The sequence below is a fragment of the Labrenzia sp. THAF191a genome (assembly GCF_009363335.1).
Lineage (GTDB): Bacteria > Pseudomonadota > Alphaproteobacteria > Rhizobiales > Stappiaceae > Roseibium > Roseibium algicola.
Map to the genome: position 1 here is coordinate 153,333 of NZ_CP045333.1, position 23,971 is coordinate 177,303.

The 23,971-nt window shown below is 60.5% G+C and carries 22 protein-coding genes; 10 read left to right on the forward strand and 12 right to left on the reverse strand.

Annotation, left to right across the window (positions count from 1 at the left end; all coding sequences use genetic code 11):
* Window positions 1-30: 30 nt before the first annotated feature.
* Both FIV05_RS00740 and tldD read right to left on the reverse strand, forming a co-directional pair.
* Entirely contained in the window at window positions 31-645 is a 615-nt protein-coding gene (locus tag FIV05_RS00740; RefSeq protein WP_152508337.1) for an HAD family phosphatase, read from the reverse strand.
* Between the two features lie 21 nt (window positions 646-666).
* Window positions 667-2,091, reverse strand: coding sequence for a metalloprotease TldD (tldD, locus tag FIV05_RS00745; protein ID WP_152508338.1), 1,425 nt, complete (start codon window positions 2,089-2,091; stop codon window positions 667-669).
* A gap of 312 nt (window positions 2,092-2,403) precedes the next feature.
* Between tldD and FIV05_RS00750 the strand changes: the two genes are divergently transcribed.
* Complete coding sequence (locus FIV05_RS00750; protein ID WP_023002031.1) at window positions 2,404-2,616, forward strand: DUF2093 domain-containing protein; 213 nt, start codon at window positions 2,404-2,406, stop codon at window positions 2,614-2,616.
* A 26-nt stretch (window positions 2,617-2,642) separates the two neighbouring features.
* On the opposite strand, the gene lpxK is transcribed toward FIV05_RS00750, so the two are convergent.
* Genes lpxK through FIV05_RS00780 form a run of 6 tightly spaced genes read right to left on the reverse strand, consistent with a single transcriptional unit; the run spans window position 2,643 to window position 8,154 of the window.
* Complete coding sequence (lpxK, locus tag FIV05_RS00755; protein ID WP_152508339.1) at window positions 2,643-3,665, reverse strand: tetraacyldisaccharide 4'-kinase; 1,023 nt, start codon at window positions 3,663-3,665, stop codon at window positions 2,643-2,645.
* Entirely contained in the window at window positions 3,662-4,978 is a 1,317-nt protein-coding gene (locus tag FIV05_RS00760; RefSeq protein WP_152508340.1) for a 3-deoxy-D-manno-octulosonic acid transferase, read from the reverse strand. The genes lpxK and FIV05_RS00760 overlap by 4 nt, the downstream gene beginning before the upstream one ends.
* Entirely contained in the window at window positions 4,971-5,669 is a 699-nt protein-coding gene (locus FIV05_RS00765; RefSeq protein ID WP_152508341.1) for a lysophospholipid acyltransferase family protein, read from the reverse strand. Before FIV05_RS00765 ends, FIV05_RS00760 begins: the two co-directional genes overlap by 8 nt.
* Before the next feature lie 32 nt (window positions 5,670-5,701).
* Complete coding sequence (locus tag FIV05_RS00770; protein ID WP_023002035.1) at window positions 5,702-5,941, reverse strand: DUF4170 domain-containing protein; 240 nt, start codon at window positions 5,939-5,941, stop codon at window positions 5,702-5,704.
* Window positions 5,942-5,975: 34 nt separating this feature from the next.
* Entirely contained in the window at window positions 5,976-6,824 is an 849-nt protein-coding gene (locus tag FIV05_RS00775; RefSeq protein ID WP_197923128.1) for a 3'(2'),5'-bisphosphate nucleotidase CysQ, read from the reverse strand.
* Window positions 6,811-8,154, reverse strand: a complete 1,344-nt coding sequence (locus tag FIV05_RS00780) for a TldD/PmbA family protein (RefSeq protein ID WP_152508342.1) — start codon at window positions 8,152-8,154, stop codon at window positions 6,811-6,813. Before FIV05_RS00780 ends, FIV05_RS00775 begins: the two co-directional genes overlap by 14 nt.
* Window positions 8,155-8,624: 470 nt before the next feature.
* Here FIV05_RS00780 and FIV05_RS00785 point away from each other — a divergent pair, with 470 nt between their 5' ends.
* Window positions 8,625-9,188: a DUF6101 family protein gene (locus tag FIV05_RS00785; protein ID WP_152511766.1), complete on the forward strand. Its 564-nt coding sequence runs from the start codon at window positions 8,625-8,627 to the stop codon at window positions 9,186-9,188.
* 52 nt (window positions 9,189-9,240) lie between these two features.
* Here FIV05_RS00785 and ubiA read toward each other — a convergent pair whose 3' ends face one another.
* Window positions 9,241-10,197, reverse strand: a complete 957-nt coding sequence (gene ubiA, locus FIV05_RS00790) for a 4-hydroxybenzoate octaprenyltransferase (protein ID WP_152508343.1) — start codon at window positions 10,195-10,197, stop codon at window positions 9,241-9,243.
* Between the two features lie 368 nt (window positions 10,198-10,565).
* Between ubiA and purD the strand changes: the two genes are divergently transcribed.
* From purD to FIV05_RS00820, 6 genes are all read left to right on the forward strand, one after another.
* Window positions 10,566-11,837: a phosphoribosylamine--glycine ligase gene (gene purD, locus FIV05_RS00795; protein ID WP_075282253.1), complete on the forward strand. Its 1,272-nt coding sequence runs from the start codon at window positions 10,566-10,568 to the stop codon at window positions 11,835-11,837.
* A 110-nt stretch (window positions 11,838-11,947) separates the two neighbouring features.
* Window positions 11,948-12,865 carry an alpha/beta hydrolase gene (locus FIV05_RS00800; RefSeq protein WP_152508344.1) on the forward strand — a complete coding sequence of 306 codons (918 nt, stop codon included), beginning with the start codon at window positions 11,948-11,950 and terminating at the stop codon, window positions 12,863-12,865.
* 427 nt (window positions 12,866-13,292) lie between these two features.
* Complete coding sequence (locus FIV05_RS00805; protein ID WP_152508345.1) at window positions 13,293-16,442, forward strand: EAL domain-containing protein; 3,150 nt, start codon at window positions 13,293-13,295, stop codon at window positions 16,440-16,442.
* Between the two features lie 123 nt (window positions 16,443-16,565).
* On the forward strand, window positions 16,566-17,414 hold the full coding sequence (locus FIV05_RS00810) for a patatin-like phospholipase family protein (RefSeq protein WP_152508346.1): 849 nt from the start codon (window positions 16,566-16,568) through the stop codon (window positions 17,412-17,414).
* A gap of 115 nt (window positions 17,415-17,529) precedes the next feature.
* Window positions 17,530-17,874 carry a hypothetical protein gene (locus tag FIV05_RS00815; RefSeq protein ID WP_023002044.1) on the forward strand — a complete coding sequence of 115 codons (345 nt, stop codon included), beginning with the start codon at window positions 17,530-17,532 and terminating at the stop codon, window positions 17,872-17,874.
* A gap of 268 nt (window positions 17,875-18,142) precedes the next feature.
* Complete coding sequence (locus FIV05_RS00820; protein ID WP_209009818.1) at window positions 18,143-18,952, forward strand: MBL fold metallo-hydrolase; 810 nt, start codon at window positions 18,143-18,145, stop codon at window positions 18,950-18,952.
* 57 nt (window positions 18,953-19,009) lie between these two features.
* Here the strand turns inward: FIV05_RS00820 and rsmD are convergent, their stop codons facing one another.
* Both rsmD and FIV05_RS00830 read right to left on the reverse strand, forming a co-directional pair.
* Window positions 19,010-19,567 (reverse strand): 16S rRNA (guanine(966)-N(2))-methyltransferase RsmD, encoded by a 558-nt coding sequence (gene rsmD / locus FIV05_RS00825; protein WP_152508347.1) that lies wholly within the window; start codon window positions 19,565-19,567, stop codon window positions 19,010-19,012.
* Window positions 19,564-20,982 (reverse strand): pseudouridine synthase, encoded by a 1,419-nt coding sequence (locus FIV05_RS00830; RefSeq protein ID WP_209009819.1) that lies wholly within the window; start codon window positions 20,980-20,982, stop codon window positions 19,564-19,566. The genes rsmD and FIV05_RS00830 overlap by 4 nt, the downstream gene beginning before the upstream one ends.
* 251 nt (window positions 20,983-21,233) lie before the next feature.
* Between FIV05_RS00830 and FIV05_RS00835 the strand changes: the two genes are divergently transcribed.
* Complete coding sequence (locus FIV05_RS00835; protein ID WP_152508348.1) at window positions 21,234-21,662, forward strand: nucleoside deaminase; 429 nt, start codon at window positions 21,234-21,236, stop codon at window positions 21,660-21,662.
* Between the two features lie 162 nt (window positions 21,663-21,824).
* Window positions 21,825-23,009 carry a porin gene (locus FIV05_RS00840; RefSeq protein ID WP_152508349.1) on the forward strand — a complete coding sequence of 395 codons (1,185 nt, stop codon included), beginning with the start codon at window positions 21,825-21,827 and terminating at the stop codon, window positions 23,007-23,009.
* 77 nt (window positions 23,010-23,086) lie between these two features.
* Here FIV05_RS00840 and FIV05_RS00845 read toward each other — a convergent pair whose 3' ends face one another.
* Window positions 23,087-23,965 carry an alpha/beta hydrolase gene (locus FIV05_RS00845; protein ID WP_209009820.1) on the reverse strand — a complete coding sequence of 293 codons (879 nt, stop codon included), beginning with the start codon at window positions 23,963-23,965 and terminating at the stop codon, window positions 23,087-23,089.
* Between the last annotated feature and the right edge of the window lie 6 nt (window positions 23,966-23,971).

Sequence of the window (23,971 nt, forward strand, 5' to 3'; positions counted from 1 at the left end):
CACCCTGATCGTGGAAAGCTGCGTGACGGATCAGATCAGCCGGCAAGACCTCAGGAACGTTTCCAGGCCATCCACAGTCACGTAGTGATGGCCCCTCAGACCGACGCTCTGCGCCCCTTCAATGTTTTCCGCGCGGTCATCGACAAACGCACTTTCCTCGGGAGCGTAGCCGTAGCGGCCGCAGATGCGCTCATAGACCAGCGGATCAGGCTTGCGGGCTCCAAACTCCGCCGAGACATGGGCCTTCTCGCCAAAAATCTCGACCGTTTCCGGCGCGCAGACGGGCAAGGCATCCTTCAAGAGCATGCCGTTGTTGGTCAGCAGCGCAATGTCTGCGGTCGCCTTCAGGCGGCGGACAAGCGACAAGACATCCCGGCGCGGGCGCATCATCTGCCGGCGCACGTCCGCCCAGGTTTCGAAGTCGATCGGAAACTCGAGCAGCCTTGCAAATTGCTCTAGATAGGCTTCGGCCGTTGCAGGATCTCCCGCCTCGGCTGCATTTTCATGAGGACCGCCCCAGACCGAGCGATCAATATCGGCCGCAGGCCTTCCTGTCAGCTCCTCAAGCAGCTTCAAGCGGATCTGGTGGTCATAGTCGTAGAGCACCAGATCCATATCGAAGATGACGAATTTTATGTCCGGCATAGGTCCTTCCAGGCGGCTTTGTCAGACCGCCGTCCCGCCTATGGTCATGGCATTGATGCGCATGGACGGTTGGCCGACACCGACAGGTACGCCCTGCCCCTGCTTGCCGCAGGTCCCCATGCCGGGATCGAGCTTCATGTCGTTCCCGATCATGGCAACGCGGGTCAGCGCGTCCGGTCCGTTACCGATCAGCATTGCCCCTTTCAGCGGCGCGCCAACCTTGCCGTTCTCCACGCGGTAGGCTTCGGTGCAGGAGAACACGAATTTGCCGGAGGTGATGTCGACCTGGCCACCGCCGAAAGAGACGGCGTAGATGCCGTCCTTGACCGATGCCAGGATCTCGTCCGGATCCTTGTCACCGGCCATCATTACCGTGTTGGTCATGCGCGGCATCGGGATGTGGGCGTAGGACTGCCGGCGGCCATTACCGGTCGGCTCCATGCCCATCAGACGCGCATTCTGGCGGTCCTGCATGTAGCCCTTCAGGATACCGTCCTCGATCAGTACCGTTCGGCTGGAAGGCGTGCCTTCGTCGTCCACAGTCAGCGAGCCCCGCCGATCGGCAATCGTGCCGTCGTCAACGATGGTCACGCCAGGCGAAGCGACGCGCTGGCCCATGAGACCGGCGAACGCGGACGTTTTCTTGCGGTTGAAGTCGCCTTCCAGTCCGTGGCCGACGGCTTCATGCAGAAGAATGCCCGGCCAGCCCGGCCCCAGCACGACATCGAAGGTGCCGGCAGGTGCCGGAACTGCGTCCAGATTGACCAGAGCCTGACGCAGCGCCTCGTCGACACCGCCCTGCCAGTTTTCCGTGGTGATGAAACGCTCGAAGCCTTCCCGGCCACCGCAACCGAAAGAGCCGCTTTCCTGGCGTTCGTCATTGCCGGCGACGACGGAAATGCTGAGCCGCACCATCGGACGCACATCGCGCACCAGATGACCGTCCGCACGCAGGATCTCGACCACCTGCCAGGAACCCGCCAGAGACGCGGACACCTGCCGCACGCGTGGATCCTTCGCCCGCGCGTAGGCATCGATTTCCTGCAGCAGCTTGACCTTGTCCTCGAAGCTCGGTCCGCCAAGCGGGTTTACATCGGTATAAAGCGTCTGGTTGGTGCGCGCAGGTGCCGCCGCGTAGCTACCCGAATACCCCTTCTTGACGGCGCTGACCGCATCGGCCGCCCGTTTCAATGCACCTTCGGAGATATCCCCGGCATGGGCGTAACCGGCAGCTTCACCGGCAACGGCTCTCAGGCCGAAACCTTGTGCGGTGTCGTAGTTGGCCCCTTTCAGGCGCCCGTTGTCGAAGACAAGGCCCTCGCTTTGCCGGTACTCGACAAAAAGCTCGCCATCATCCGCTCCATCAAGTGCGTCTTGAGTGATCCGCCTTGCCGTTTCGAGGCCCAGGCCTGAAGATTCGATAAGATCGGTGGTGGAAAGGGTCATCTGTCTGTCCTGATTTCGCCCGGAGTGTCTGCCGATGCAGGTTGCATTGCCAGACCGGGCAATTTGGTTGTTTCTCTCAACATAGGCGTTTTGGCGCGCAAATCATCCCATAAGCGGAGAATTCCACTTGCCAGTCATACGGTCCCACGCGCCGGAATGCAGTCGGGGGCGGGTTACCCTGTGCGGTTTTGACGCCGATTGTCCCGCAACGGGGAAATGGCCCACCGGCAAAGCTTTGACTTGCCCTCTCCTGCCAGTCTGCCATAAATGCTATCAAGACTTCCCGATAGACCGACAGCCAAACTGCAGATCATGAACCGCTACGAAAATCCGCGCATCCCCAATGAAGCCCGCGTCCGCTATCTGGACGGCGACTATCAGGTGGAAACACCGGGGACATTCGTGCGCTGTGCGGTCACCGGCACGGCGATCCCGCTGGACGAGCTGAAATACTGGTCTGTCGAACGGCAGGAAGCCTATGTCGATGCCAATGCATCCATGAAGCGGTATCTGGAAACGCGCTGAGCCGCGTCAGGCGAAGTCAAGCAGCCTCATTTTCCGAACTGACGCCGGCGAAGCCGCTCCTTGATGAGTGACGCCAGTCTGTCTTCGTCGTCGATCTCCATTCGCACTTCCAGAACGGCCGCACTGGATGCGATCCAGTGGAACAGCTCTCCCGTCGACGTTTCCAGCCTGGCCATGTCCTTGGACGTCGTCACCAGCTTGAACCCGGCTTCCTCGGCTTCGGTCAGCAGCGCACGCACGTCGGCTTGCGTATATTGATGGTGATCGGGGAATTCCCTCGTTTTCTTCACGTCGTAGCCAAGCGATTTCAGCGTATCGAAGAATTTCTGCGGTCTGCCGATGCCCGCAAATGCAAAGAGCCTGCTTCCCGCCAGTTCATCGTTCGGCTGCGGCCGCACATGTGCGTGAAGGATCGGCAGCCCCTTGCGTCCGGCCAGATGCACAGCTTCCTCGGCCGCATCCCCCTCACCCACCAGGACCAGGCAATCGGCCTTCACGATCTGCTTAGCCGCAGGTGCCCGCAAGGGGCCGGCAGGCAGACACTTGCCATTGCCGAACCCCACGCTGCAATCAACCAGCACCAGGCTGAGATCCTTGGCCAGCGCCGGGTTCTGAAACCCGTCATCCATAAGCAGCACATCAATAGGCTGCTGCTCGGCAAGCCGTGCTCCCGACGGCCTGTCGGCCGCAATCACGGTTGGACCGTACCGGGCCAGCAACAAGGCCTCGTCACCGACAACGTCGGCGTCGTGCATGCTGGCATCGACGAGGAGCGGCCCCTTGGCCTTGCCGCCGTAACCGCGCAGCAGAAAACCGGGCCGCAAGCCTTCTTCCTGCAGTCTGTAGGACAGTTCGATGGCAAAGGGTGTCTTTCCGGTTCCGCCGACGACGAAATTGCCGACGCAGATTACAGGCAACCGGCTTTTCGCCTTCGGCTTCTTCAACATGCGGCGTCCGGAGACCAGTCCGTAGATCCAGCCTGCCGGCGACAGCAGCCAACTTGCCAGTGTCTGTCCCGGCTTCCACCAGAAGTCGGGCGCCGTCTTCATGCGCGGCCCCGCGGCAGCGGATCGCCAGTCGCCGGACCTGCTATTCCCAACATGGGTTGCAACACTTTCAGGGTTTCGTCCAACGCACCGCGTCCGGCTTCGACCAGGGCCCTTGCTCTTTCCGCCTGCGCCCGGGCAGCGTCAGCATCGCGCAAGAGACTGCCGACGCAATCTGCCAGGTTCTCCGGCAACTCCGCTTTCAGCGAAGCCCGCCGGCTCCAGAAGTCCTTGTAGACGGCGCGGGCGTTCGCAACGCGCGGGCCAGTGACCAGCGCGGAGCCCGACAGCGCAGCTTCCACCGGGTTGTGACCGCCTGCATCGTTGAATGAACCACCCAAAAACGTCACCGGTGCCAATCTGTAAAAAAGTCCCATCTCGCCCAGTGTATCACCGAGATAGACATCTGTGTCCGTTTCAATTGCCTGATCCAGACTTCGACGCGCCGCACGCAGGCCACGGCTATCGATCATGGCCGCAATATCATCTGTCCGGACGGGATGTCGCGGCACAAGGACCAGCAGGAGATCGGGAAAATCCTCGGTGAGACGGCCAAAGGCCTCGAGCACGATTTCGTCCTCACCCGGATGCGTCAGTGCGGCCAGCCAGACCGGACGCGCTCCTGTCTGCGCCAGCAGGGCGGTTGCCTGGCCTTCGTCCACGGCCGGGTCCGGTGCATCGAATTTCAGATTGCCGGGCGTTGAAACATTGCGGCAGCCCAACAGGCGGAACCGCTCGCCATCGGCGGCGCTTTGCGCCAGAACCATGTCCAGACACCGGAACAGATATCCGGAAATACGCGGAAAGCGTGCCCAGCTTCGATAGGATCGGTCAGATAGACGGCCGTTGAGAAGCACGAAGGGCGGTTGCCGTGAACGCATTTCATCGAAAAGGCAGGGCCAGATTTCGGATTCGACCACCATCGCCAGATCCGGATACCAGTGGTCGAGAAATCGGCAGATCGGCCCGGGGGCATCGAATGGCATGAACTGGTGGATCGCCCCTTCCGGCAAGCGGCCCTGTGCCAACTGTGCCGCCGTCACGGTGACAGTCGTCAGGAGCACCTTGTTGCCGGACGCCGTCAGTTCGTCGACCAGCGGCAGCACGGATACGGTTTCACCGACACTGGCCGCATGGATCCAGACAAGCTTGCCGGCAGGCCGGCTTGTTGCGCTCCGTCCGAAACGCTCCCCCTTGCGGGCGGGCAATTCCTTGCCGGAGCGGCTGCGCAGCCAGAAAAGCAGATTGAACAGAGGCGTCAGGGCCCGTGCAAGGCCCCTGTAGAGACTGAAGACAAGGGGTCGCCGGTCAGCCATCCGCCCTTCCGACCAGCTCGTAAGCACGTTTCGTTGCGGCGTTGAGCCCCACTTCCACCTTGAGGCGGTATTCCTCAAGCGTGTCGTCGTCCGCATCGGCAGGAACCCAGATGAGGTCACTCACCGCGATGCTGCCCCGGCCGAACGGCAGGTTGACGCTGGCCTTGTCCCAACTGTTCAGCTCGATGCTGCGGCTGGTCGCCACGGCCACTGGCAGGACGGGACGGCCCGAATGCTTGGCAAGCTGAACGATGCCAACGCCGGACTTGCGGGCCGGACCTTTTGGCACATCCGCCGTCATGGCGATGGAATAGCCTTCCTTGAGCGCACGAAGCGCCTCGATGAAACCACGCATGCCGCCGCGCTTCTTTATCTGGCGTGCGTTCTTGCCGCCGGAGGCACGGATCAGGCCGAGGCCGAGCTTGCGGGCCGCGATCGCGTTGACCTCGCCATCGGCAGACCGGGAAATCATCACCTTGGCGGGCCAGTGAGCCGGCTTGGCGAAGGGCACCATGAAGTGCTGGCCGTGCCACATGGCCACGATAACCGGGAGATCCTGTTCGGAACGTTCGTGCACGCCCTCCGGCTCGATCACGAACCGGTTGGTACGGTAGACCAGTTTCAGGTAAACGGCCATCAAAGTGCCGATGCTGGCCAGAACCCAGGGCTGACGGCCGAGGCGTTTTATCATTTGGTGTGGTCGCCTGAGAGAGCTGCGCTGCCTTAAGAAGCCGTTTCCGGATCGAGCAAGCGGTGCATGTGGACGATGAAGTAACGCATATGAGCGTTGTCGACCGTCGCCTGTGCCTTGGATTTCCAGGCTTTGTAAGCTTCGGCATAATTCGGGTAGATTCCGACGATATCCAGTTCGTCCAGATCGCGGAACGTCAGCCCTTCCGGTGATTCCAGCTCGCCGCCGAACACAAGATGAAGGAGCTGCTTCGGAGTATCGGTATTACTCATCAATATCCTCGCTTTCGTCGCTGCAACCGGTCTGTTACCTGATCAGGTCGTCGAGCGCGTCGCGCACAGGCCCGATCAGCGCAACAGGAGCTGCGATCAGGGCCGGGTGGCCGGTCTTGGCGCGGTTGTAGATCAGGTTCCGACCTGACAGGTCGGTCAATACACCGCCCGCTTCCTGCACCAAAAGATCCGCCGCCGCAAGATCCCAATCGCTCGGTCCGCCTCGTGCAGCCCCGACATCGACCCGTCCTGCTGCAACGATCGCCAGGCGATAAGCCAGGGAGCGCAGGATTTCCGTGCCGACAAATCCTGCAGCGACAACATCCTGATTGGCAACAATGGAATGAGGTCCGGTCAAGGTTGCGCCGGAAAGGCCGGTGCGGTCTGACACCGCCAGTCGTGCCCCATTGAGCCAGGCCCCGCCGCCTGTACGGGCCAGGAACATCTCGTCCCGGCGCGGGCAAAAGACCGAAGCCGCAACAGGCCGACCGGCCTCAACCACGGCAATCGCCACTGTCCATTCGTCGCCGCCCGCCAGAAAGGCCCGCGTGCCGTCAATCGGATCGACAATAAAGACACGCTCGTGGTTGAGCCGGCTGCGGTCGTCGGCGGTTTCCTCCGAAAGCCAGCCGTAGTCCGGCCGCGCGGACCGCAGGTAGTCCGCGAGAAAACGGTCTACCGCGAGATCTGCCTCGGAAACCGGCGACATGCCCGCCTTGCCCTTGTACCAGGTCTCCGGATCCTGACCGAAGAAACCCAGCGCAATATCGCCCGCCTGGCGCGCAGCCAACTCCAGCAGGCGCAGGTCCGCGTCCCTTCCGGCTTCATCCAGCCCGATTTCGCTTCGTCCGGTATCGTTCAGGCCCTTGTCAGCTTCCGGCAAGGGCCATTCCTTCAATCATGACCGAGGGAGTGGCTGCCGAATAACGGTTGTCAAGGTCGCTGCCGGGCACGAGCCGTGCAAACATGTCCTTCAGGTTGCCTGCAATGGTGATTTCGCTAACGGCTTCCACGATCTGGCCGTTTTCGAACCAGAAACCGGCTGCCCCGCGCGAATAGTCACCGGTAAGGCCGTTGACGCCGTGACCGATCAGATCGGTCACCAGCAGGCCCTGCCCGGCCTCCACCATCAATTCCTCCAGCGATTTTTCGCCCGGCAACAATGTAACGTTCGTTGCGCCAGGCGACGTACCGCTGCCACTGCGGTGCGCCCGGCCATTGGGCGTCAGGCCCAGTTCACGTGCGGAAGCACCGTCCAGAAACCAGTGTCGCAGGACACCGTCTTCAATGACATCGAGACGTTCCGCCCGGGTTCCTTCCCCGTCGAACGGGCGTGTTGCGGCACCCCGGCGCTTGAACGGGTCGTCAACCACCTGGATGCCAGGTGCGAACACGGCCTCGCCCATCCGGTCTTTCAGGAAGCTGGTCTTGCGCGCAATGGCGGCCCCGTTGATCGCCCCGACAAGGTGCCCGAGAATGCTGCGTGCAGCGCGCGATTCATAAATGACGTTCGCGGTGCGGGTCGAAAGCTTATTCGGATTGAGACGGCGCACAGCTCTTTCACCGGCCCTGCGTCCGATCTCCGCCGGTGCTTCCAGGTCCTCGAAATAGGTGCGGCTGTCGAAATCGTAATCCCGCTCCATGCCGGTCCCTTCCCCCGCGACGGCTGTCATGGACATGCCATAGCGGGACGACATGTAGGACCCCTGGAACCCATGGCTGGTCGCCAGAACGACACCGGCAAGACGCCAGGAGGCCCCAGCACCGCCGGATTTGGTGACGCCTTCCACCTCCAGACCGGCCGCTTCCGCTTCCAGCGCGATCTGCGTCAGATCCTCGGCAGTCATTTCCTTTGTGTCCAGAAGCTCGAGTTCCGGGAACTCCTTCACGAGAAGATCCTGATCGGCAAGACCGGCATAGGGATCTTCCGGCGCGACCCTGGCCATGGCGACGGCCCGTTCAGCCAGGCTTGCCGGATCATCAAGTCGGTTGGCTGAGACAGCAGCAGTTCGCTTGCCGACAAACACGCGCAAGGTGACGTCGTCGCCTTCGGCGCGCTCGGTTTCTTCCACCTTGCCTTCGCGAACATCGACCGAAAGCGAGACACCGGTAACCGCAATCGCGTCGCAGGCGTCAGCTCCGGCCTTGCGGGCTGCTTCCACCAGACGGGCTGCCCGGGATTGCAATTCGCTTTGATCAATCAGTTCCGACATCGTGTCCGCTCTTTCGTCTTCTGGTTCGGCAGTTGTTTACGCCCCGCACGGCTGCGCTGCAACTGTCGGGGCCTTTTGCGGGCAATCCGGTCGTGCTGGGCGCCTTCCAGAGCCATGGTTTTCCCCTGATAGGTGGGAAATGGGATTTTGAGCCGGTTCCGGCAAGAGGTTGCAATGCCGCAGCACCCCATCCGATTTTCGTAATGATGACCGCAAGATAGGCGGGATCGGGACAGGGCGGCAAATTCATTCTAAGGTTGTATCAAGTCGAAATTGCCACATGACTGAACAAGGTGTTACCTGTCTGATTACATTCCAGTAACCCTCTTATAAATCAGACTTTTTTAACTCTGTATCTTAAGTGGTTCACGACTTTTCTTCAGTAGATTGAATGCATCGAGAGACCAAAAATGGTCCGACCTAAAGGTCCGGTGGAGAGTCATTTGAGACGTCAAACAGAAATACAGGAAATGGTAGCAACCGGGGGCGGCGCCCAAACGATGCCGCATCCCGGTTGCCTGCCGGCCCACTTCGAGCAACGCCTTGAAAACCGGCCGGGTACCCCTTCCCTGCCAGCCGAAATTTTCCTGGATCGCGACAGGGCGGTCATCAAGCGGCGGGTTGCCGGTGTTCCGGTGACGGTGGTTGTGCCCGCTCAAGGTTTCGATGGTGTCATGGTCCGGATCGTTCCGGGCGCGGTGCCGGGCGAAATCGTGGCGGCACTGATCCTGAAACATCCTGATAGCGCGCTGTCGATCACCCTGGCAGAAACCGAGAAATCCGACGACCTTGCGGTCCTGTGGAGCCGGTGGGCCCAGGTGTTCAACCTGCCTATGCTGGTGTGTGACCTCGGCGGCAAGGTAAAGCCGATCGAAGCCTACAGCGCCGTTCCGGCTTCAAAACCTGCGCCCCGGCGCAAGCTGCGCCTTTTGACCGGCCGCCGTCCGCGCTTCCTGAACCGCCGTCTTCCCGGCCGGCAGGAACCTTCGGCAACTGTCCACGCCAATGAGCGTGAGATCATCGCCCGCACCTGAGCGTGCACACGAAAGTCTTCAAAAAAAGCCCCGCCGAGCGGGGCTTTTTTCGTTAGAGCGCACCGATAAGGGCATCGGCGAAGAAACCGAAGAACAGGATCCAGCCATAGGTCCCGTTGGATCGGAACAGTTGCAGGCACTGATCGCCGTCATCGATATCCAGTACGACGATCTGCCACCCCAGGTGAATGACGCCAGCCAGGATGCCGATAAAAGCGGCCGGACCGGCATCCGCAAAGATCGCAGCGAGAAAGAACAGCGCGGTAGCGCAGCTGTAGAGCAGGATGAGAGCCGGCTTGGTGTGCTCATCGAAGAGGCGGGCCGTCGACTTCACACCGACAAGCGCATCGTCCTCCTTGTCCTGATGGGCATAGATCGTGTCGTAGCCGATCGTCCAGCAGATGCCGCCGATATAGAGAAACACCGGTGACCAGGACAGGGACCCAAAGGCGGCCGCCCAGCCCATGAGCGCGCCCCAGGAAAAGGCGAACCCCAGAAACAGCTGCGGCCAGTTGGTGATGCGCTTCATGAACGGGTAGACCGCTACCGGCAGCAGCGAGGCGATGCCCAGCCAGATCGTGTAGGTGTTGAACTGCAGCAGCACCGCAAGGCCGATGAAGGCCTGGACCACCAGAAAGATCTTTGCCTGAAGTCTGGACACCTGCCCCGCCGGGATGGGCCGGGAGCGGGTCCGCTCGACCTTGGAATCGATGTCGACGTCGACAAGGTCGTTGTAAGTGCAGCCTGCACCGCGCATGGCAACCGCACCGATGAAAAACAGAACCATGTGCCAGGGGTCCGGCCAGGCCTTGCCACCGGCGACCGCCGCCAATGCCGCCGACCAGAAACAGGGCCACAGCAACAGCCACCAACCGATCGGACGTTCCCAGCGGGCAAGGCGCGCATAGGGGCGCAGGCCAGCCGGCAGCCGCGTGTCCACCCAGTGCTGCTTGACCGCATCTGCAACCGGCCCCGTGTCGTTCGTGGAAAACACTTTCGATCCGTCCATTTCTCGATTATCCGGCGGAAACGCTCCTGCTTTCCGCCCTTCTCAGGTTCTTTTAGCGATTTTCAGCAGGAAATTCATCCCGCAAGAGGTCACAGGGGCGCTATCGTGAAACTCAGAGTTGGGCACGGTGCCATGTTCTGACGACCAAACCCCGGTCAGCCTTCGGTTTCCTCTTCGCGCTTGCCACACCTGGCTTGCAAGCGTTCCGGCCTTTTCCTGGGTGCGGAAACCACCTCTCCTGCCGCGTCACAAGTTGGGCGGTGACCGGCAGAAATGCGCCGTTGCATGCGCCGCCAATTGCGGTATGCGGCCCTCCGTGTTAGGGGACGGCCCTCTTGCTTCAACCTTCACGAAGAGACTGTCCGTTTATGAAACTTCTCCTGATCGGATCCGGCGGCCGCGAACACGCGCTCGCCTGGGCGCTGGCAAAATCTCCCAAGCTGACCAAGCTCTATGCGGCGCCCGGCAATGCCGGCATTGCCGAGGTGGCAGAGCTTTGCAATCTGGACACCGCGGATCATCAGGCAGTCATCGGTTTCTGTCGCGAACATGCCATCGATCTTGTGGTCGTCGGCCCCGAGGCACCGCTTGTGGCGGGCCTTGTCGATGATCTGGAAGCGGCCGGGATCAAGGCTTTCGGACCGTCCAGGGCAGCGGCCCAACTGGAGGGCTCCAAGGCCTTCACCAAGGGCGTGTGCGACGAAGCAGATATTCCGACCGCCGGATACGGCCGCTTTGATACGGCAGATGCCGCGCTCGCCTATGTCCGGGAAAAAGGTGCACCGATTGTCGTGAAGGCGGACGGGCTTGCAGCCGGCAAGGGTGTCGTGGTCGCCATGACCCTGAAAGACGCCGAAGAGGCGGTAACGGCCTGTTTCGAAGGCTCGTTTGGGGCCGCAGGTGCGGAAGTCGTCATCGAGGAATTCCTGGAAGGCGAGGAAGCGAGCTTCTTCGTGTTGTCCGACGGCACCAACGCACTGCCGCTTGCCACCGCCCAGGACCACAAACGCGCCTATGATGGTGACGAAGGCCCGAATACCGGCGGCATGGGCGCTTACTCGCCCGCTCCCGTGCTGACAGATGCACTGATTGCCGAGGTGATGCGTACCATCATCGAGCCGACAATCGCGACACTGGCCAAACGTGGCACCCCTTTCAAGGGCGTCCTCTATGCGGGTCTAATGATCGGCAAGAACGGCCCGAAGCTGATCGAATACAATACCCGCTTCGGTGATCCGGAATGCCAGGTCCTGATGATGCGCCTCAAGAGCGACCTGCTGGAGCTGCTGCTTGCCAGTGTCGAGGGCCGACTGGACCAGACAACGGCAGACTGGCGCGACGAAGCCGCACTGACGGTGGTCATGGCCGCCAAGGGTTACCCGGGCAGCTACGACAAGGGCACGGAAATCCGTGGTCTCGATACACCGGCAACGGATGACGTTGCCGTCTTTCACGCAGGCACCAAACGCGATGGCACGCAGATCCTGGCAAATGGCGGACGCGTTTTGAACGTGACGGCGGTCGGCACCACCGTTCGCGAGGCACAGCAACGGGCCTACGAGCGGATCCGCGACATCGACTGGCCGGAAGGTTTTTGCCGAACCGACATCGGCTGGCGGGCCATCGCCCGGGAAAGCTGAGGCCGAGCCAAGCGAAAAACCGGCAATCGTAGCATTTCCGGTTTCCGGGACTTGGCAGGCGCTTGAAAGCAAAGGTAATCTTCTCCCCGGTGCGGACTTGGGAGACAGACGTGAAAAACGACCTGCCGGATCTGTTTCCGGGGTTTGACAGCATCACTGTCGAAGCCAACGATGTGCGGCTGTTCTGCCGGACCGGCGGGTCCGGCCCACCGTTGCTTTTGCTGCACGGCTACCCGCAATCTCATGTCTGCTGGCATAAGGTGGCCCCGCAGCTTGCCGAACACTTCACGCTCGTCCTGCCTGACCTGCCGGGATATGGCCGTTCGTCCGTACCGCCGCTATCAGACGATCACGCGACCTATTCCAAACGAAGCATGGCCTCGGCCATGGTCGAGCTCATGAAGGTGCTCGGCCACTCGACGTTCTTTCTGGCCGGCCATGACCGTGGCGGCCGAGTGGCTTACCGCCTTGCCCTCGATCACCCGCAGGCCCTTCAGAAAGTCGCCGTTCTCGACATCCTGCCGACATGTGACTACTGGGACCGGATGGACAGGCTGTTCGGCCTCAAGATCTATCACTGGATGTTTCTGGCCCAGGCTGCGCCTTTCCCGGAAAAGACAATTTCTGCCGCACCGATACGATTTCTCGATCACACGCTGGCCAGCTGGACTGCAGCCAAGAACCTGTCGTGCTTTTCCAAGGAAGCCATGGCGCATAACCGTGACTGGTTTTGCGAACCAGACCGGGTATCGGCAACCTGCGAGGACTACCGCGCAGGTGCAACGATCGACTACGACCACGACCGGGCGGATCTGGATGCGGGAAGAAAGATTCTTGTTCCCCTTCTTGCACTTTGGGGAAGCAAAGGTATCGCCACCAGCGTGGACGATCCGCTTGAAGTCTGGCGGGGCTGGTCAAGGACCGCTGTCGGCGCCGCGCTTCCCGGTGGGCACTTCCTGCCCGAAGAAGCCCCGGAAGAGACGGTCGCTGCCCTCCTCGAGTTCTTCGCAAGCGCATCAGGCAGTTGACGGCACCGCGCCAACCGACTTGCTTGCCAAGCTGAGACTGTCTCCCGTCAATCGGCTGGGTCAAACACAGACGCTTGGGCGGCGATATCACCTCAACTGGTGACGTCCAAAGGAGATCGTATGATTTAGATCAAACTATTTTGCTGCACCGCCAATCATCAGGCTCAGCGCAAATACATTTGATCTTGAGACTGGAAGATTTCCTCTCGGAGGAATTCTATTCTTAATAAGCCTTAAGGAACACATTCAATACAATTTAACCAATACAGCCTATTGAGAAAATTGGCAGTGATGGTTTGCATAACTTCGCCGTGCCCGGTGACCATAACAAAAAGTGGACTGTCCTTGCCGATCAAAGAGGAGCTACGGCTGCTCGGGGGAACGGGTGCAACGCGTGGGCAAGCAAGAGTTTTGGCAAGACAAGGACTTGCGCGACGAGAAATCGCGCACGCAGGCGCGCGGGCGAAGTCCAAGCGCCATTCTTGACCAGATCCTGGCGCGGTGGTGCAAGGACGAAACCCGTTTCGAAAAACCCCTTCGCGTCGTTTTTCTGTCGTTTCTCTGCCTGACAGTTGCCGTCCTGACGCTCCAGAACGTGGTGACGGAATATCGTACGCTGAGCGAGCCGCAGGACCTGATCGTCCGGACGACTGAACGTCTTTTGATGCATCAACGGGCGTTGGGCGAACAAACGCTCGACCAGGCAGTCAGTGTCGTCAGCGCCGACACGGATCTGCAGACAGCCATCCGCAAGAAAGACACCGCCAACATCAAGGCCGTTGCCGACAGGGTCTTTGCAAGAAAAGCTGCCGATCTCAATATTGCGGAATTGACCATCTATTCCGCCGACCAGCAGATCGTCTACCGCGCGCAAAGCAATGCCACCCCGGCACAGGATTCCGCCAGCTTCGAGACCGAACTGAATTCCAACCGTTTTCGCGAAGTCGATGCTATCGAACTCGGCCGGAACAACGAGTTCATCGTCAGCGTGCTGAAACCCTGGCTCGTTGAGGGAACCCGGATCGGGTATCTGAAGCTCGCGATCAACATCGAACAATCGCTCGCGCTGGCCAGTTCCGCGGTAAATGCCCAGATCGTCAAGGCCTGTGAAGTCACTGAAGCAGGTGATTCCAGCACGGTTCACTACAAGGTGCTGGGCAATCTGACGCCGACCGGCTTCGACTTCAGCAAGATCGCCTCCAACGGCCACTTCGCCGGCTTCAACAGCTTCTTCCTCCAGAACAGCAAGGTGTTCATGGTTCGCGATCTGCCAATTATGGTCGCAACCCCGAACAACGACGTGAAGCTTCTGCTGGTAAAGGACATCACGGCCAACATCTGGGACTTTGCCAAGGGAACATTGCTGTCACTGATGGCAGGCATCGGTCTGGCGCTGCTCGCCTGGACGGTGGTCTTCCGTCTCCTGTCCCGCCTTCAGTCCTCCGTGCAGCTGACCCGTTCGCGCCTTGAGGCAGAAGTTCTGGACAATACCCTGAAGCTGGAAAGCAGCACGCTTCAACTCATCGAAGCCCAGCGGATTGCGCATGTGGGCAGCTGGGAACGCGATATCGCTTCAAACGAAATCCTGGGCTCGGAAGAATACTACCGGGTCATGAAGATCCCGCCGGATCTTCCGGCAAACGAGATCCAGGCCTATCTCTTTGATCGTATTCCCGGTGACGACCGGAAGAAAACCCTGGACGCGGTCAACGCAGCGGTGAAATCCTGCGGTGAATTCGACACCGAACACCCGCTGGTACATGACGACGGCACCATCCAGTACCTGCACGTTCGCGGGTATGTGCTTGCCGGTCGGGACGGCAAGGCATCCAAGGTGATCGGCACCGTTCACGACATCACCGACCGGTGCCTGGCAGAACGCAGGAACCATCTACTGGCCAACATTCTGGAATCCTCGCTCAACGAGATCTACATCCTCGACGCGGAAACTTTCCAGATCGAATATGCCAACCGCTGTGCCCTGGCCAATCTCGGCTACACGATCGAAGAGCTGAAATCCCAGAAGATCGGCGATATCGATCCCGTTTACGACCCGAACACGGTCCGGCGCCACGTCGCGCCCCTCCTGAAAGGACATAGGGACAACCTGTCGGTCGAAAGCGTTCACCGGCGCAAGGACGGCACCGAATATCCTGTCGATCTCAGGGTACAGCTTCTCCGCGATCAGGACCGCGATCTGTTCGTGGCCATTGCCAATGATGTTTCCGAACGGGTTCAGCGGGAAAACGAAACCCGCGAAGCCAAGGTCCGGGCAGAGCGCCTGGCCTATTTCGACCCCCTGACCAAACTGTCCAACCGCGCCGGCTGCCAGCGCGACGCCAAGGAGCGTTTCGCCCGGAGCGAGAAGCCGGCGTTCCTGGTTCACGTCGATATGGACGGATTCAAGCGGGTCAACGATACGCTCGGCCATCTTGCCGGCGATCATTGCCTGGAAGAGACGGGCCGCCGGCTGCGCGAAGTCTGCCGTGGGCTGGGCACGGCCTATCGCTGGGGAGGCGACGAGTTCGTCATTCTGGCGGAAAGCGGAACGTCGGATCCCAACGAGTTGTGCGAACGGGCGCGCCGGATCATGCGGATGCCGATGGAGTTCAACGGCAACAGGTTCTGGCCGACCGTCAGCATGGGACTGGCTCTTTGCCCGGAGGACAGTGACAACTTCGACACGCTTCTGGTCAATGCCGATCTCGCGCTTTACCAGTCCAAGGAAAACGGTAAGGATCGGTATACTTTCTTCCGTCCGGATATGCGCACAGACAGTGAAACGGAAGCACAGATCGAGCTGGAACTGAAGGACGCGGTCAAGAACGACCAGTTCTTCCTCGTGTTCCAGCCGCAGGTCAACCTGCGCACTCAGGCCGTCACCGGCATCGAAGCGCTGGTACGCTGGCGACACCCCGAACGCGGCACGGTTTCGCCCGGAGACTTTCTGCCGGTCGTCGAAAAATCCGGTCTGGCGCCGATCCTGGGTGAGATTGTCATCGACAAGGCTTTTGCCGCTGCCCGGCACTGGATCGACCAGGGCCTCGATTTTGGCCGCATCTCCGTGAACATCTCGCCATCGCACCTGTCGTCCGGGTTGCTGCTCGAGCACTTCAAGGCCGCGATGGAAAAGCACAATGTCGGGCCGGAGCGGATCACCGCCGAAGTTCTGGAATCGGTGTTCCTGAACGACAACCGGTCAGGTCACCTGGCTGCGCTACGGCAACTCTTCGAGCTGGGCGTTCATATCGAGCTGGATGATTTCGGCACCGGCTATGCGTCCCTCTCCCATGTCTCGGACTTGCCAATAAACGGGCTGAAGATCGACCGCTCCTTCACGCGCCAGATGCTTCAGGACCCGAAAAAGGAAGTGATCGTCAACCAGCTCATCCACCTGGCCCGATCGCTCAACATCGGCATCGTCTGCGAAGGCGTTGAAACCGAAGAGCAATACGACCGGCTTCGGATGATGGGCGATTTCTCGATCCAGGGTTACCTGATTGCCCGGCCGATGCCGTTTGATCATGCAACGGACTGGATGTCGGAAGCCGCGGACGATCTATACTTCGTGATCTGAGTTTTTCCGGCACTAAGAGGGTTTTCCTGTTCGCAACTGTCGTTGCAGGCAGTTGCAAGGTTGGCAAGGCGCGCGTCAGCCCCCATGTGCAGGGAGTAACGCTCTCAATGCCGGACCCGCGCCATGCCCTCTACCTCCTCCCCCAGAATCGGTCTTGCCCTTGGCGGCGGCGGTGCGCGCGGCCTCGCCCACATCCCCGTTCTGGAAGCGCTGGATGACCTGGGCATAAAACCTGTCCGGATCAACGGCACGTCCATCGGTGCCCTGATGGGGGCGGCCTATGCCAGTGGTCGCAGTGGCCAGGAAATCCGCGACATTGCGCTGGAGATTTTTGCTGATCGCAACAGTGTGTTGTCGCGCCTGTGGCAGTTGAGACCACGCAAGTTTGCAGATGTGTTCCGTGGCGGCCCGGTGCAGTTCGACCCGCTTCGCGTGCTGGAAGTGTTTGTCTCGGACTATCTGTCCGAAACGTTCGAAGAGCTGGACATCCCGCTGCGTATGCTGGCGACGGACTTCTATCGCTGCGAGGAAGTGGATTTTGAAAGTGGCCCCTTGCTGCCTGCCCTGGCCGCCTCGATAGCGATTCCCGCGGTTTTCAGGCCCGTGCGCTATGGCGACCGGTTTCTGATCGACGGCGGCGTCGTCAATCCACTGCCTTTCGACGGGCTCAGGGCGAGTTGCGATATCATCATTGCCGTTGATGTCGTTGGCGCGCCGGTGCCGCGAGACAACAAGGATGACATCAGCATGCTGGATTCCCTGTTCGGCTCTTCCCAGATCCTGATGCAGACCATCACAAAGCAAAAACTGAAATCAGATCAACCGGATATCCTGGTCAGCCCGCCCCATGACTCCATCCGGGTTCTGGACTTCATGAAAGCCGAGAGCATACTGGATAAGGCGGAATCCTTGCGTACAGTTACCAGGGAAAAACTGGAGGAACTGATAAAAGAAACAATGGAAGTTACTTGATGGCAACATCAGCAGATTTATCCGTATAATTCCTTTTTATTGGACCCGACTTTGCGTTTAACAAATCATTAATCTTACTCCTAAATACTTTTCTGAATCTATTAGGAGAAGGTCAATGCGGCCATCGGGATCAACAGATTTGGAAGCCTGTCCGGTATCGGACGATTTGCTGAAACGGTTGCTGGATGCAACGTTGAACGCGGTGACTGATGTCGGATGCCAGCTGCCGGAACAGCAGCGCGCGGCACTTGCCGTCTACTGCTATCGCCGTGCGCATTTCCGCCGTCTGGGCCTGTCGCTGGCCTCGCTTTGCAGCCAGCAGGCGCTGGTCATGGAGGCCGGGCACGCGGGCGATCTTATCTACCGCCAGGCAAGCAGCGCCGGGTTCATGAGCGAAGGCGACGCGGCCAACCGGACGGCAAAGTCCGGGAAACCGCCGGTCAGTCTTTACGTGGTCTGAAAGTCAATTCCGGGGCTGGTTCTTCCTCCCACCCGCCCCCACCTCAGGCAACCGCCTTTGCAGCTACAAGCGCAGGCCGGTTGCCTTTTCTTTTGGCATCCCCTTCCAAAACGTCTCAAGTTTCAGGCAAACGGGCAGCGCGCACCTCGACATGCCTTGCCGTTGGCGGTCTGCCCCCTAGTATTTTGCTCAGGTGTGGTTTTCGGGATGGACTGACATGGCGATGTGCTTTTTCCCAATTCACGGATGGCGACAGAAGGCCGGCGGATTGTTCCGGCTGGTTCCGGTGCTGCTCAGCCTTCTGGTTACAGCTGTTGTTGCAGGACCCGCATTCGCGGTCTGTCAACTGGTTGCAGACGCCCCCTACCGAGCGCCCGGGCCGGACGAAATGCGCATCTGGCGCGCGTCGCTTCAGGCAAATGAAGTCCAGATCCGGTACATCGGCCATTCCACCTTTGAACTTGAAACGCCCAAGGGCGTGCGGATCGCGACCGACTACAACGACAGTGTCCGCCCGCTTCTGCCACCGGATGTAGCCACGATGAACGGGGCCCACAGCACGCATTACTCCATCAACCCGGATCCGAATATCGAACATCTTCTGTACGGCTGGAATCCGAAGGGCGGCCCGCTGGACCATGACATCACTGTTGACGATGTCCGCATCCGCAATATCCAGACCAACATCCGCGGTTGGGACGGGGAAGAACGCCGGCTCGGCAATTCGATCTTCATCTTCGAGGTCGCGGACATGTGCATTGCGCATCTCGGCCACCTGCACCACCGGCTTACGCAGGAAGATCTCGTCCGCCTCGGTCAGATCGACGTCGTATTTGCGGCCATAGACAATTCCTCGACGCTTCGGCTGGATAGCCTGATGGACGTTCTGGAAAGCATCGGCCCTGCGATGGTCGTGCCGATGCACTTCCATTTTTCCGGAGCACTTCAGGCCTTTGTCGGGCGAGCACAGGAGGCAGGGTATGACATCTTGCGGGCTGAAACGCCGGCCCTGATCGTCAGCCGTTCCAGCCTGCCAACGCGGAAAACCGCCTACATCATGATGCCGGGTGGTTCCTGACGGGTGAAGGAGATCCCATAGCGAGACGAGAGGGTTGATGGCGGGCCGAAAGAGACTTCAGCCGCCATATCGCAGGAACACGACCTGGCTATCGCCTGCCTGGCGGCGGTCGAGTTCCTCGAAGCCTTCGGGAACATCGATGTGAGCTGAGGATCTTTCTTCAAGCACGCACAAGGCGCCCTGTTTAAGCCAGTCTCCGCCCGCTGCCGAAGCAAGGGCCTTTTCACCCAGCTTCTTGTCATAGGGAGGGTCGGCAAACAGCAGATCGAAAGGCTCGATGGTGCCTGCACTGCCAAGGCGGGTGGCATCACGCCGGAATATCTTGGCAGCGCCATTGAGGCCCAGGGCCTCCATGTTCCGTCGAATGATGCCGCGTGCTTCCGTCCCTTCTTCGATGAAGGTGCAATGGCGGGCGCCCCGGCTGATCGCCTCGAAGCCCAGCGCGCCGGTGCCGGCAAAAAGATCCAGGACCCTTGCATCTTCAAGATCAACATCCAGGCCATGAGCCAGGATGTTGAAAATGGTTTCACGCAATCGGTCGCTGGTCGGCCGTGTGTCGTGCGATTTCGGCGCGGCCAGAGCCGCGCCCTTGAAACGCCCGGCGACTATTCTCAAGACCGGTCCCCACGGCGCGGCGGGCGGCCGCCTTTGGGAGGTCCGCGCCGGTCGTCCTTGTCACGGCTGGAACGGCGTTCCTGCTGCTTGTCTTCCACCATGCCTTCCTCGCCCCAGATGCGGCGCGGCGGCGGTGTGAAACGCTCTTCACCGAAATCCTTGCGCGGTTTCGGTTCGGACGTCAGGCGGAAACGGGAGCGCGGCGAGACTTTTACTTTTTCCTGACGCGGCCCTGCATTCTTGCGCGGCCCCTGGCCGGACGTCTTCTTGCGGTCTTCACGCTTTTCGTTGCGTTCAGTCTTGGCTGCCCGCTTGCGGTCGGTCTCACTACGGCCTTCGCGCGCGGTCATCCAGCGCCCCTGGCTGGCTTCACGCTTGCCGCCATCCCTGCCGCTACCTTCCCGGCCGCCACCATCCCGACCACCGCCACGCTTGGCGCCTGCGGGCTTCTTTTCCGCTTCCGGCTTGGGGGCATGAAAGATCGGAGCGTCAAAATCCGCACCGGCTTCCTCGGCCAGCGTATCGCCCAACTGATCACGCAAAACGCGGCCCCGGATTTCACGGACGTCACCTTCCGGCAGATCCATCAGCTGGAACGGGCCATAGGACAGGCGGATCAGGCGGTTCACGGCAAGGCCGAGATGTTCCAGAACCCGCTTGACCTCACGGTTCTTGCCTTCGCGCAGGCCGACCGTCATCCAGACGTTGTTGCCCTGCTCCTTGTCGAGCGTCGCCTCGATCGCGCCGTAGAGCACGCCCTCGATCGCGATACCGTCCTTCAAGGTGTCGAGATCCGCCTGGGTCACCTTGCCGAAGGCGCGCACGCGGTAGCGGCGCAACCAGCCGGTGGCCGGCAATTCCAGAACGCGCGCCAGGCCGCCGTCATTGGTCAGGAGCAGCAAGCCTTCTGTGTTGATGTCGAGCCGGCCCACGGTCAGGACGCGCGGCAGATCATCGGGCAAGCGCTGGAACACCGTCGGACGGCCTTCCGGATCCTTGTTGGTCGTCACCAGGCCCCGTGGCTTGTGGTAGAGCCAGAGCCGGGTGCGCTCGCGCATCGGCAACGGTTCCCCGTCCACCAGTACCTTGTCGTCTGCCGTCACTGTTACAGCTGGCGTGGTCAACAGCTTGCCGTTGAGCTCAACCCGGCCGTTTTCGATCCACACTTCCGCCTCTCGGCGAGAACACAGGCCGACGCGCGCCATGACCTTGGCAATGCGTTCGCCACGATCATTGGCTTCGTCTGCCAGCGGTGCAGTCGCCGGTCTCGGCGCCCGTTTTTCGAAGTCGCCCTTTTTGGGGCCGGCTTTCGATTTGTCGTTGGGTGCGGGCCGGCGCTTTTCCGGTGCACGTTTATCGCGTCCCCGGCCTTTTGCGGGACCCGGGCGCTCGGAAGAGAATTTTCTTGTCGTCATGCGCGCGTCATAGCAGAGCTTGAGCCTTTCGGGAATCGCTTGTTTTCTGCATAAACCGCAGAGGCGCCGTGCTCCGGATGCATGGCAGCGGCCTGACGCCTCGGCGAAGGCCCTGTCCGGGGCTGACGACCGGCATAATAACGGGTAAACAGAACAAAGCCGACAGCCTCTCAAATCGAGGCTGAACCCTACACTTACGCTCCGACTCACCCTGCTCGATGCCTACCACTTCCGCCAATCAGAAATCGTTCATGGATCTCGCGCTCGAAGAGGCCGAGAAAGCGGCGGCACGCGGTGAAGTGCCGGTCGGTGCGGTGCTCGTTCGCGATGGTGACGTGATCGCTCGAGACGGGAACCGGACGCTGGAGCTCAACGATCCGACAGCTCACGCAGAAATTCTCGTGATCCGCTCCGCGTGCGAACGGGCAGCTTCACAACGCCTTCCGGACTGCGATCTCTATGTGACGCTCGAACCGTGTCCCATGTGTGCCGGTGCAATCTCATTCGCGCGGGTTCGCCGGCTTTACTATGGCGCGGGAGATGAAAAGGGCGGTGCGGTCGATCATGGCACGCGCTTTTTCTGCCAGCCGACGTGTCATCACGCACCGGAAGTCTATTCCGGCATAGGCGAGACACGCGCGGCGGAGTTGCTCAGGTCGTTCTTTCAGGCAAAGCGCTAAACGGTTTTCAAGTTAAATTGACCGGATTGCCCGTTGCTCAAAAGCAACAACATCAACCAATCGCTCACATCTGCTGATTTCACCTCTGCGAGAGGCTGAAACTGACATCTACGAACGGCATAATGTGCGTGGGGGTATTTCCGCACTTCATCGGAGTATCAAATGACTCGTAATGTTGTTCTCGGGGCAATTGCCGGTTTCTTCGCGGCCGCAAGTCCGGCTCTTTCGGCCGACCTGCCAGTGGCTCCGGAACCTGTCGACTATGTCCGGATCTGTGACGCCTACGGTGCGCGCTTCTATTACATTCCCGGCACCGAAACCTGCCTGCGCGTAGGTGGTCGTGTCCGGACCGAATTCCGCGTCCGCAACTTCGGCGAGGCCGAAAACGCCTGGGGTGACCGGGACACCGACGGTTACCAGTGGCGTTCGCGCGGGTATCTCTACCTCGATGCACGTACCGCGACCGAATTCGGCACGCTGCGTGCCTTTATCGAATCCTACATCACGCTGACAAACGCCTCGACTTCGACCACGCTGGACAAGGCCTATATCCAGTGGGGCGGCCTGCTGGCCGGTCACAACGGCTCGAACTTCGACTTCTTCACCGGATATGCCTTCAACGCGCAGATCGAAAGCTATTCCGATCGCAAGCTGAATCAGGTCGCCTATACGATGGCCTTCGGCAACGGCTTCAATGCAACGGTCGCACTGGAAGATCGTTCGGGACGCGAAGAGAATATCGCGTTCAACGGCACCAACCAGACCTATGGCGGCACCCGCGCACCGGACTTCGTCGCGGCACTGGGGGTCAACCAGGGCTGGGGCCAGGCCCAGATCATGGGGGCCCTGCACCAGGTCTATCCGAGCGCTGCCTACTACGGTCTTGCAGGCCGGGCGGAAGACGAACTCGGCTGGGCAGCCGGTGCTGGCGTGACCGTCAACTTCGGTGGCTTTGCCAAGGGTGGAGCGGTCTCCCTGCAGGCCGTCTATACCGATGGAGCCAGCGGATACGGGTCCACGGGCTGGAACAGCCGCATCACCGATGCGGTCTGGAATGGCAGCAGCACCGAGACCACCAAGACGCTGAACATCTTCGGCGGCGTGACGCTCGGCGTGACCGACACCGTTCAGGTGAATGTCGAAGGCGGCTACCATGATGTCGATGGTGGCACCAGCGCCTATGACTTCACCCAGTGGGACGCAACCGCAAACGTGGTCTGGGAACCGGTTTCCGGCTTCCTGATGGGCCCGGAATTCCAGTATCGTGACGTCGACTACAGCCGCTCCTCCGGCCTGAACGACACCTACGAGCTCTACGGGACCTTCCGTCTGCAGCGCACATTCTGATGCCGTAACCCTGGCAAAGGAAAACCCCGGGCACTTCGCCCGGGGTTTTCTGTTTCAGGTGCAACACGGCAGATGGTTCAAGAGCCTTCGTGCCATTTCACCCAGGCGGCGAGAACGAAGTCCCACATCCCGTTTGACCACAGATTGCTGTGACCGCCACCTTGGACGATCACAAGCTGCCTGGGGTCTTTCGCAAATTCATAAAGACGCCTGCCGTGTTCGACCGGGATGACCCGGTCTTCCGTCCCATGCACGATCAGGACCGGCGCGGCGATCTTGCCGACGCGATCCCGTGTCGCCATCGGGTCGCTCATCATGAGGCCCACCGGCAACCAGGGATACCTGTCCCAGGCCATGTCAACCAGCGCCGTATAGGGCGCTTCCAGCACCACAAGGTCCGTTTGCGGACGCTCTGCCGCCACTGCGGCGGCAACACCCGAGCCAAGACTTTCTCCATGGACGATGACCGGCGTGCCCGAAGCTGCCATCCGGTCGAAATGTTCAAGGCCGTCCGAAATCAACGCCTCTTCCGACGGGCTCCCCTCACTTCCGGCATATCCCCGGTAGCTGGGCGCATAGAGACCGAAACCGCTGTCCAGGATCTGCTTGAACCGCTTCCAGCGGGAGGAGACATTGGCTGAATTGCCGTGAAAATAGAGTACCGTGGGAGCGCCTTCAGCAGCAGGTGGCGCGTGCCAGACGGTCACCTTTGTACCGTCAGCCATCGCCGCTGTTTCAACGGTGACACCTGAGAGCCCCTTTTCATCCGGCGTACTCAATTCTCCGGTTGGAACGAAGATGAAGCTGCGCTGGTTGAAATACATGTAACCGGCCGCCATGGCGTAGGCGATGCCTGCAATGACAGCCACACGCGAGACTGCCTTCCAAAGCGTGCGCCCAGGTCTGCCGGTCTTGTTCAATGCCTGTTCCGCGCTGCCGGAGCCGGTTTGTGTCATCTGACT

Excerpts from the sequence above, each read along its gene's own strand:
- FIV05_RS00740 (WP_152508337.1), bottom strand. The coding sequence starts at position 645 with ATGCCGGACATAAAATTCGTCATCTTCGATATGGATCTGGTGCTCTAC.
- tldD (WP_152508338.1), bottom strand. The coding sequence starts at position 2,091 with ATGACCCTTTCCACCACCGATCTTATCGAATCTTCAGGCCTGGGCCTC.
- FIV05_RS00750 (WP_023002031.1), top strand. The coding sequence starts at position 2,404 with ATGAACCGCTACGAAAATCCGCGCATCCCCAATGAAGCCCGCGTCCGC.
- lpxK (WP_152508339.1), bottom strand. The coding sequence starts at position 3,665 with ATGAAGACGGCGCCCGACTTCTGGTGGAAGCCGGGACAGACACTGGCA.
- FIV05_RS00760 (WP_152508340.1), bottom strand. The coding sequence starts at position 4,978 with ATGGCTGACCGGCGACCCCTTGTCTTCAGTCTCTACAGGGGCCTTGCA.
- FIV05_RS00765 (WP_152508341.1), bottom strand. The coding sequence starts at position 5,669 with ATGATAAAACGCCTCGGCCGTCAGCCCTGGGTTCTGGCCAGCATCGGC.
- FIV05_RS00770 (WP_023002035.1), bottom strand. The coding sequence starts at position 5,941 with ATGAGTAATACCGATACTCCGAAGCAGCTCCTTCATCTTGTGTTCGGC.
- FIV05_RS00780 (WP_152508342.1), bottom strand. The coding sequence starts at position 8,154 with ATGTCGGAACTGATTGATCAAAGCGAATTGCAATCCCGGGCAGCCCGT.
- FIV05_RS00785 (WP_152511766.1), top strand. The coding sequence starts at position 8,625 with ATGGTAGCAACCGGGGGCGGCGCCCAAACGATGCCGCATCCCGGTTGC.
- ubiA (WP_152508343.1), bottom strand. The coding sequence starts at position 10,197 with ATGGACGGATCGAAAGTGTTTTCCACGAACGACACGGGGCCGGTTGCA.
- purD (WP_075282253.1), top strand. The coding sequence starts at position 10,566 with ATGAAACTTCTCCTGATCGGATCCGGCGGCCGCGAACACGCGCTCGCC.
- FIV05_RS00810 (WP_152508346.1), top strand. The coding sequence starts at position 16,566 with ATGCCCTCTACCTCCTCCCCCAGAATCGGTCTTGCCCTTGGCGGCGGC.
- FIV05_RS00815 (WP_023002044.1), top strand. The coding sequence starts at position 17,530 with ATGCGGCCATCGGGATCAACAGATTTGGAAGCCTGTCCGGTATCGGAC.
- FIV05_RS00830 (WP_209009819.1), bottom strand. The coding sequence starts at position 20,982 with ATGACGACAAGAAAATTCTCTTCCGAGCGCCCGGGTCCCGCAAAAGGC.
- FIV05_RS00835 (WP_152508348.1), top strand. The coding sequence starts at position 21,234 with ATGGATCTCGCGCTCGAAGAGGCCGAGAAAGCGGCGGCACGCGGTGAA.
- FIV05_RS00840 (WP_152508349.1), top strand. The coding sequence starts at position 21,825 with ATGACTCGTAATGTTGTTCTCGGGGCAATTGCCGGTTTCTTCGCGGCC.
- FIV05_RS00845 (WP_209009820.1), bottom strand. The coding sequence starts at position 23,965 with ATGACACAAACCGGCTCCGGCAGCGCGGAACAGGCATTGAACAAGACC.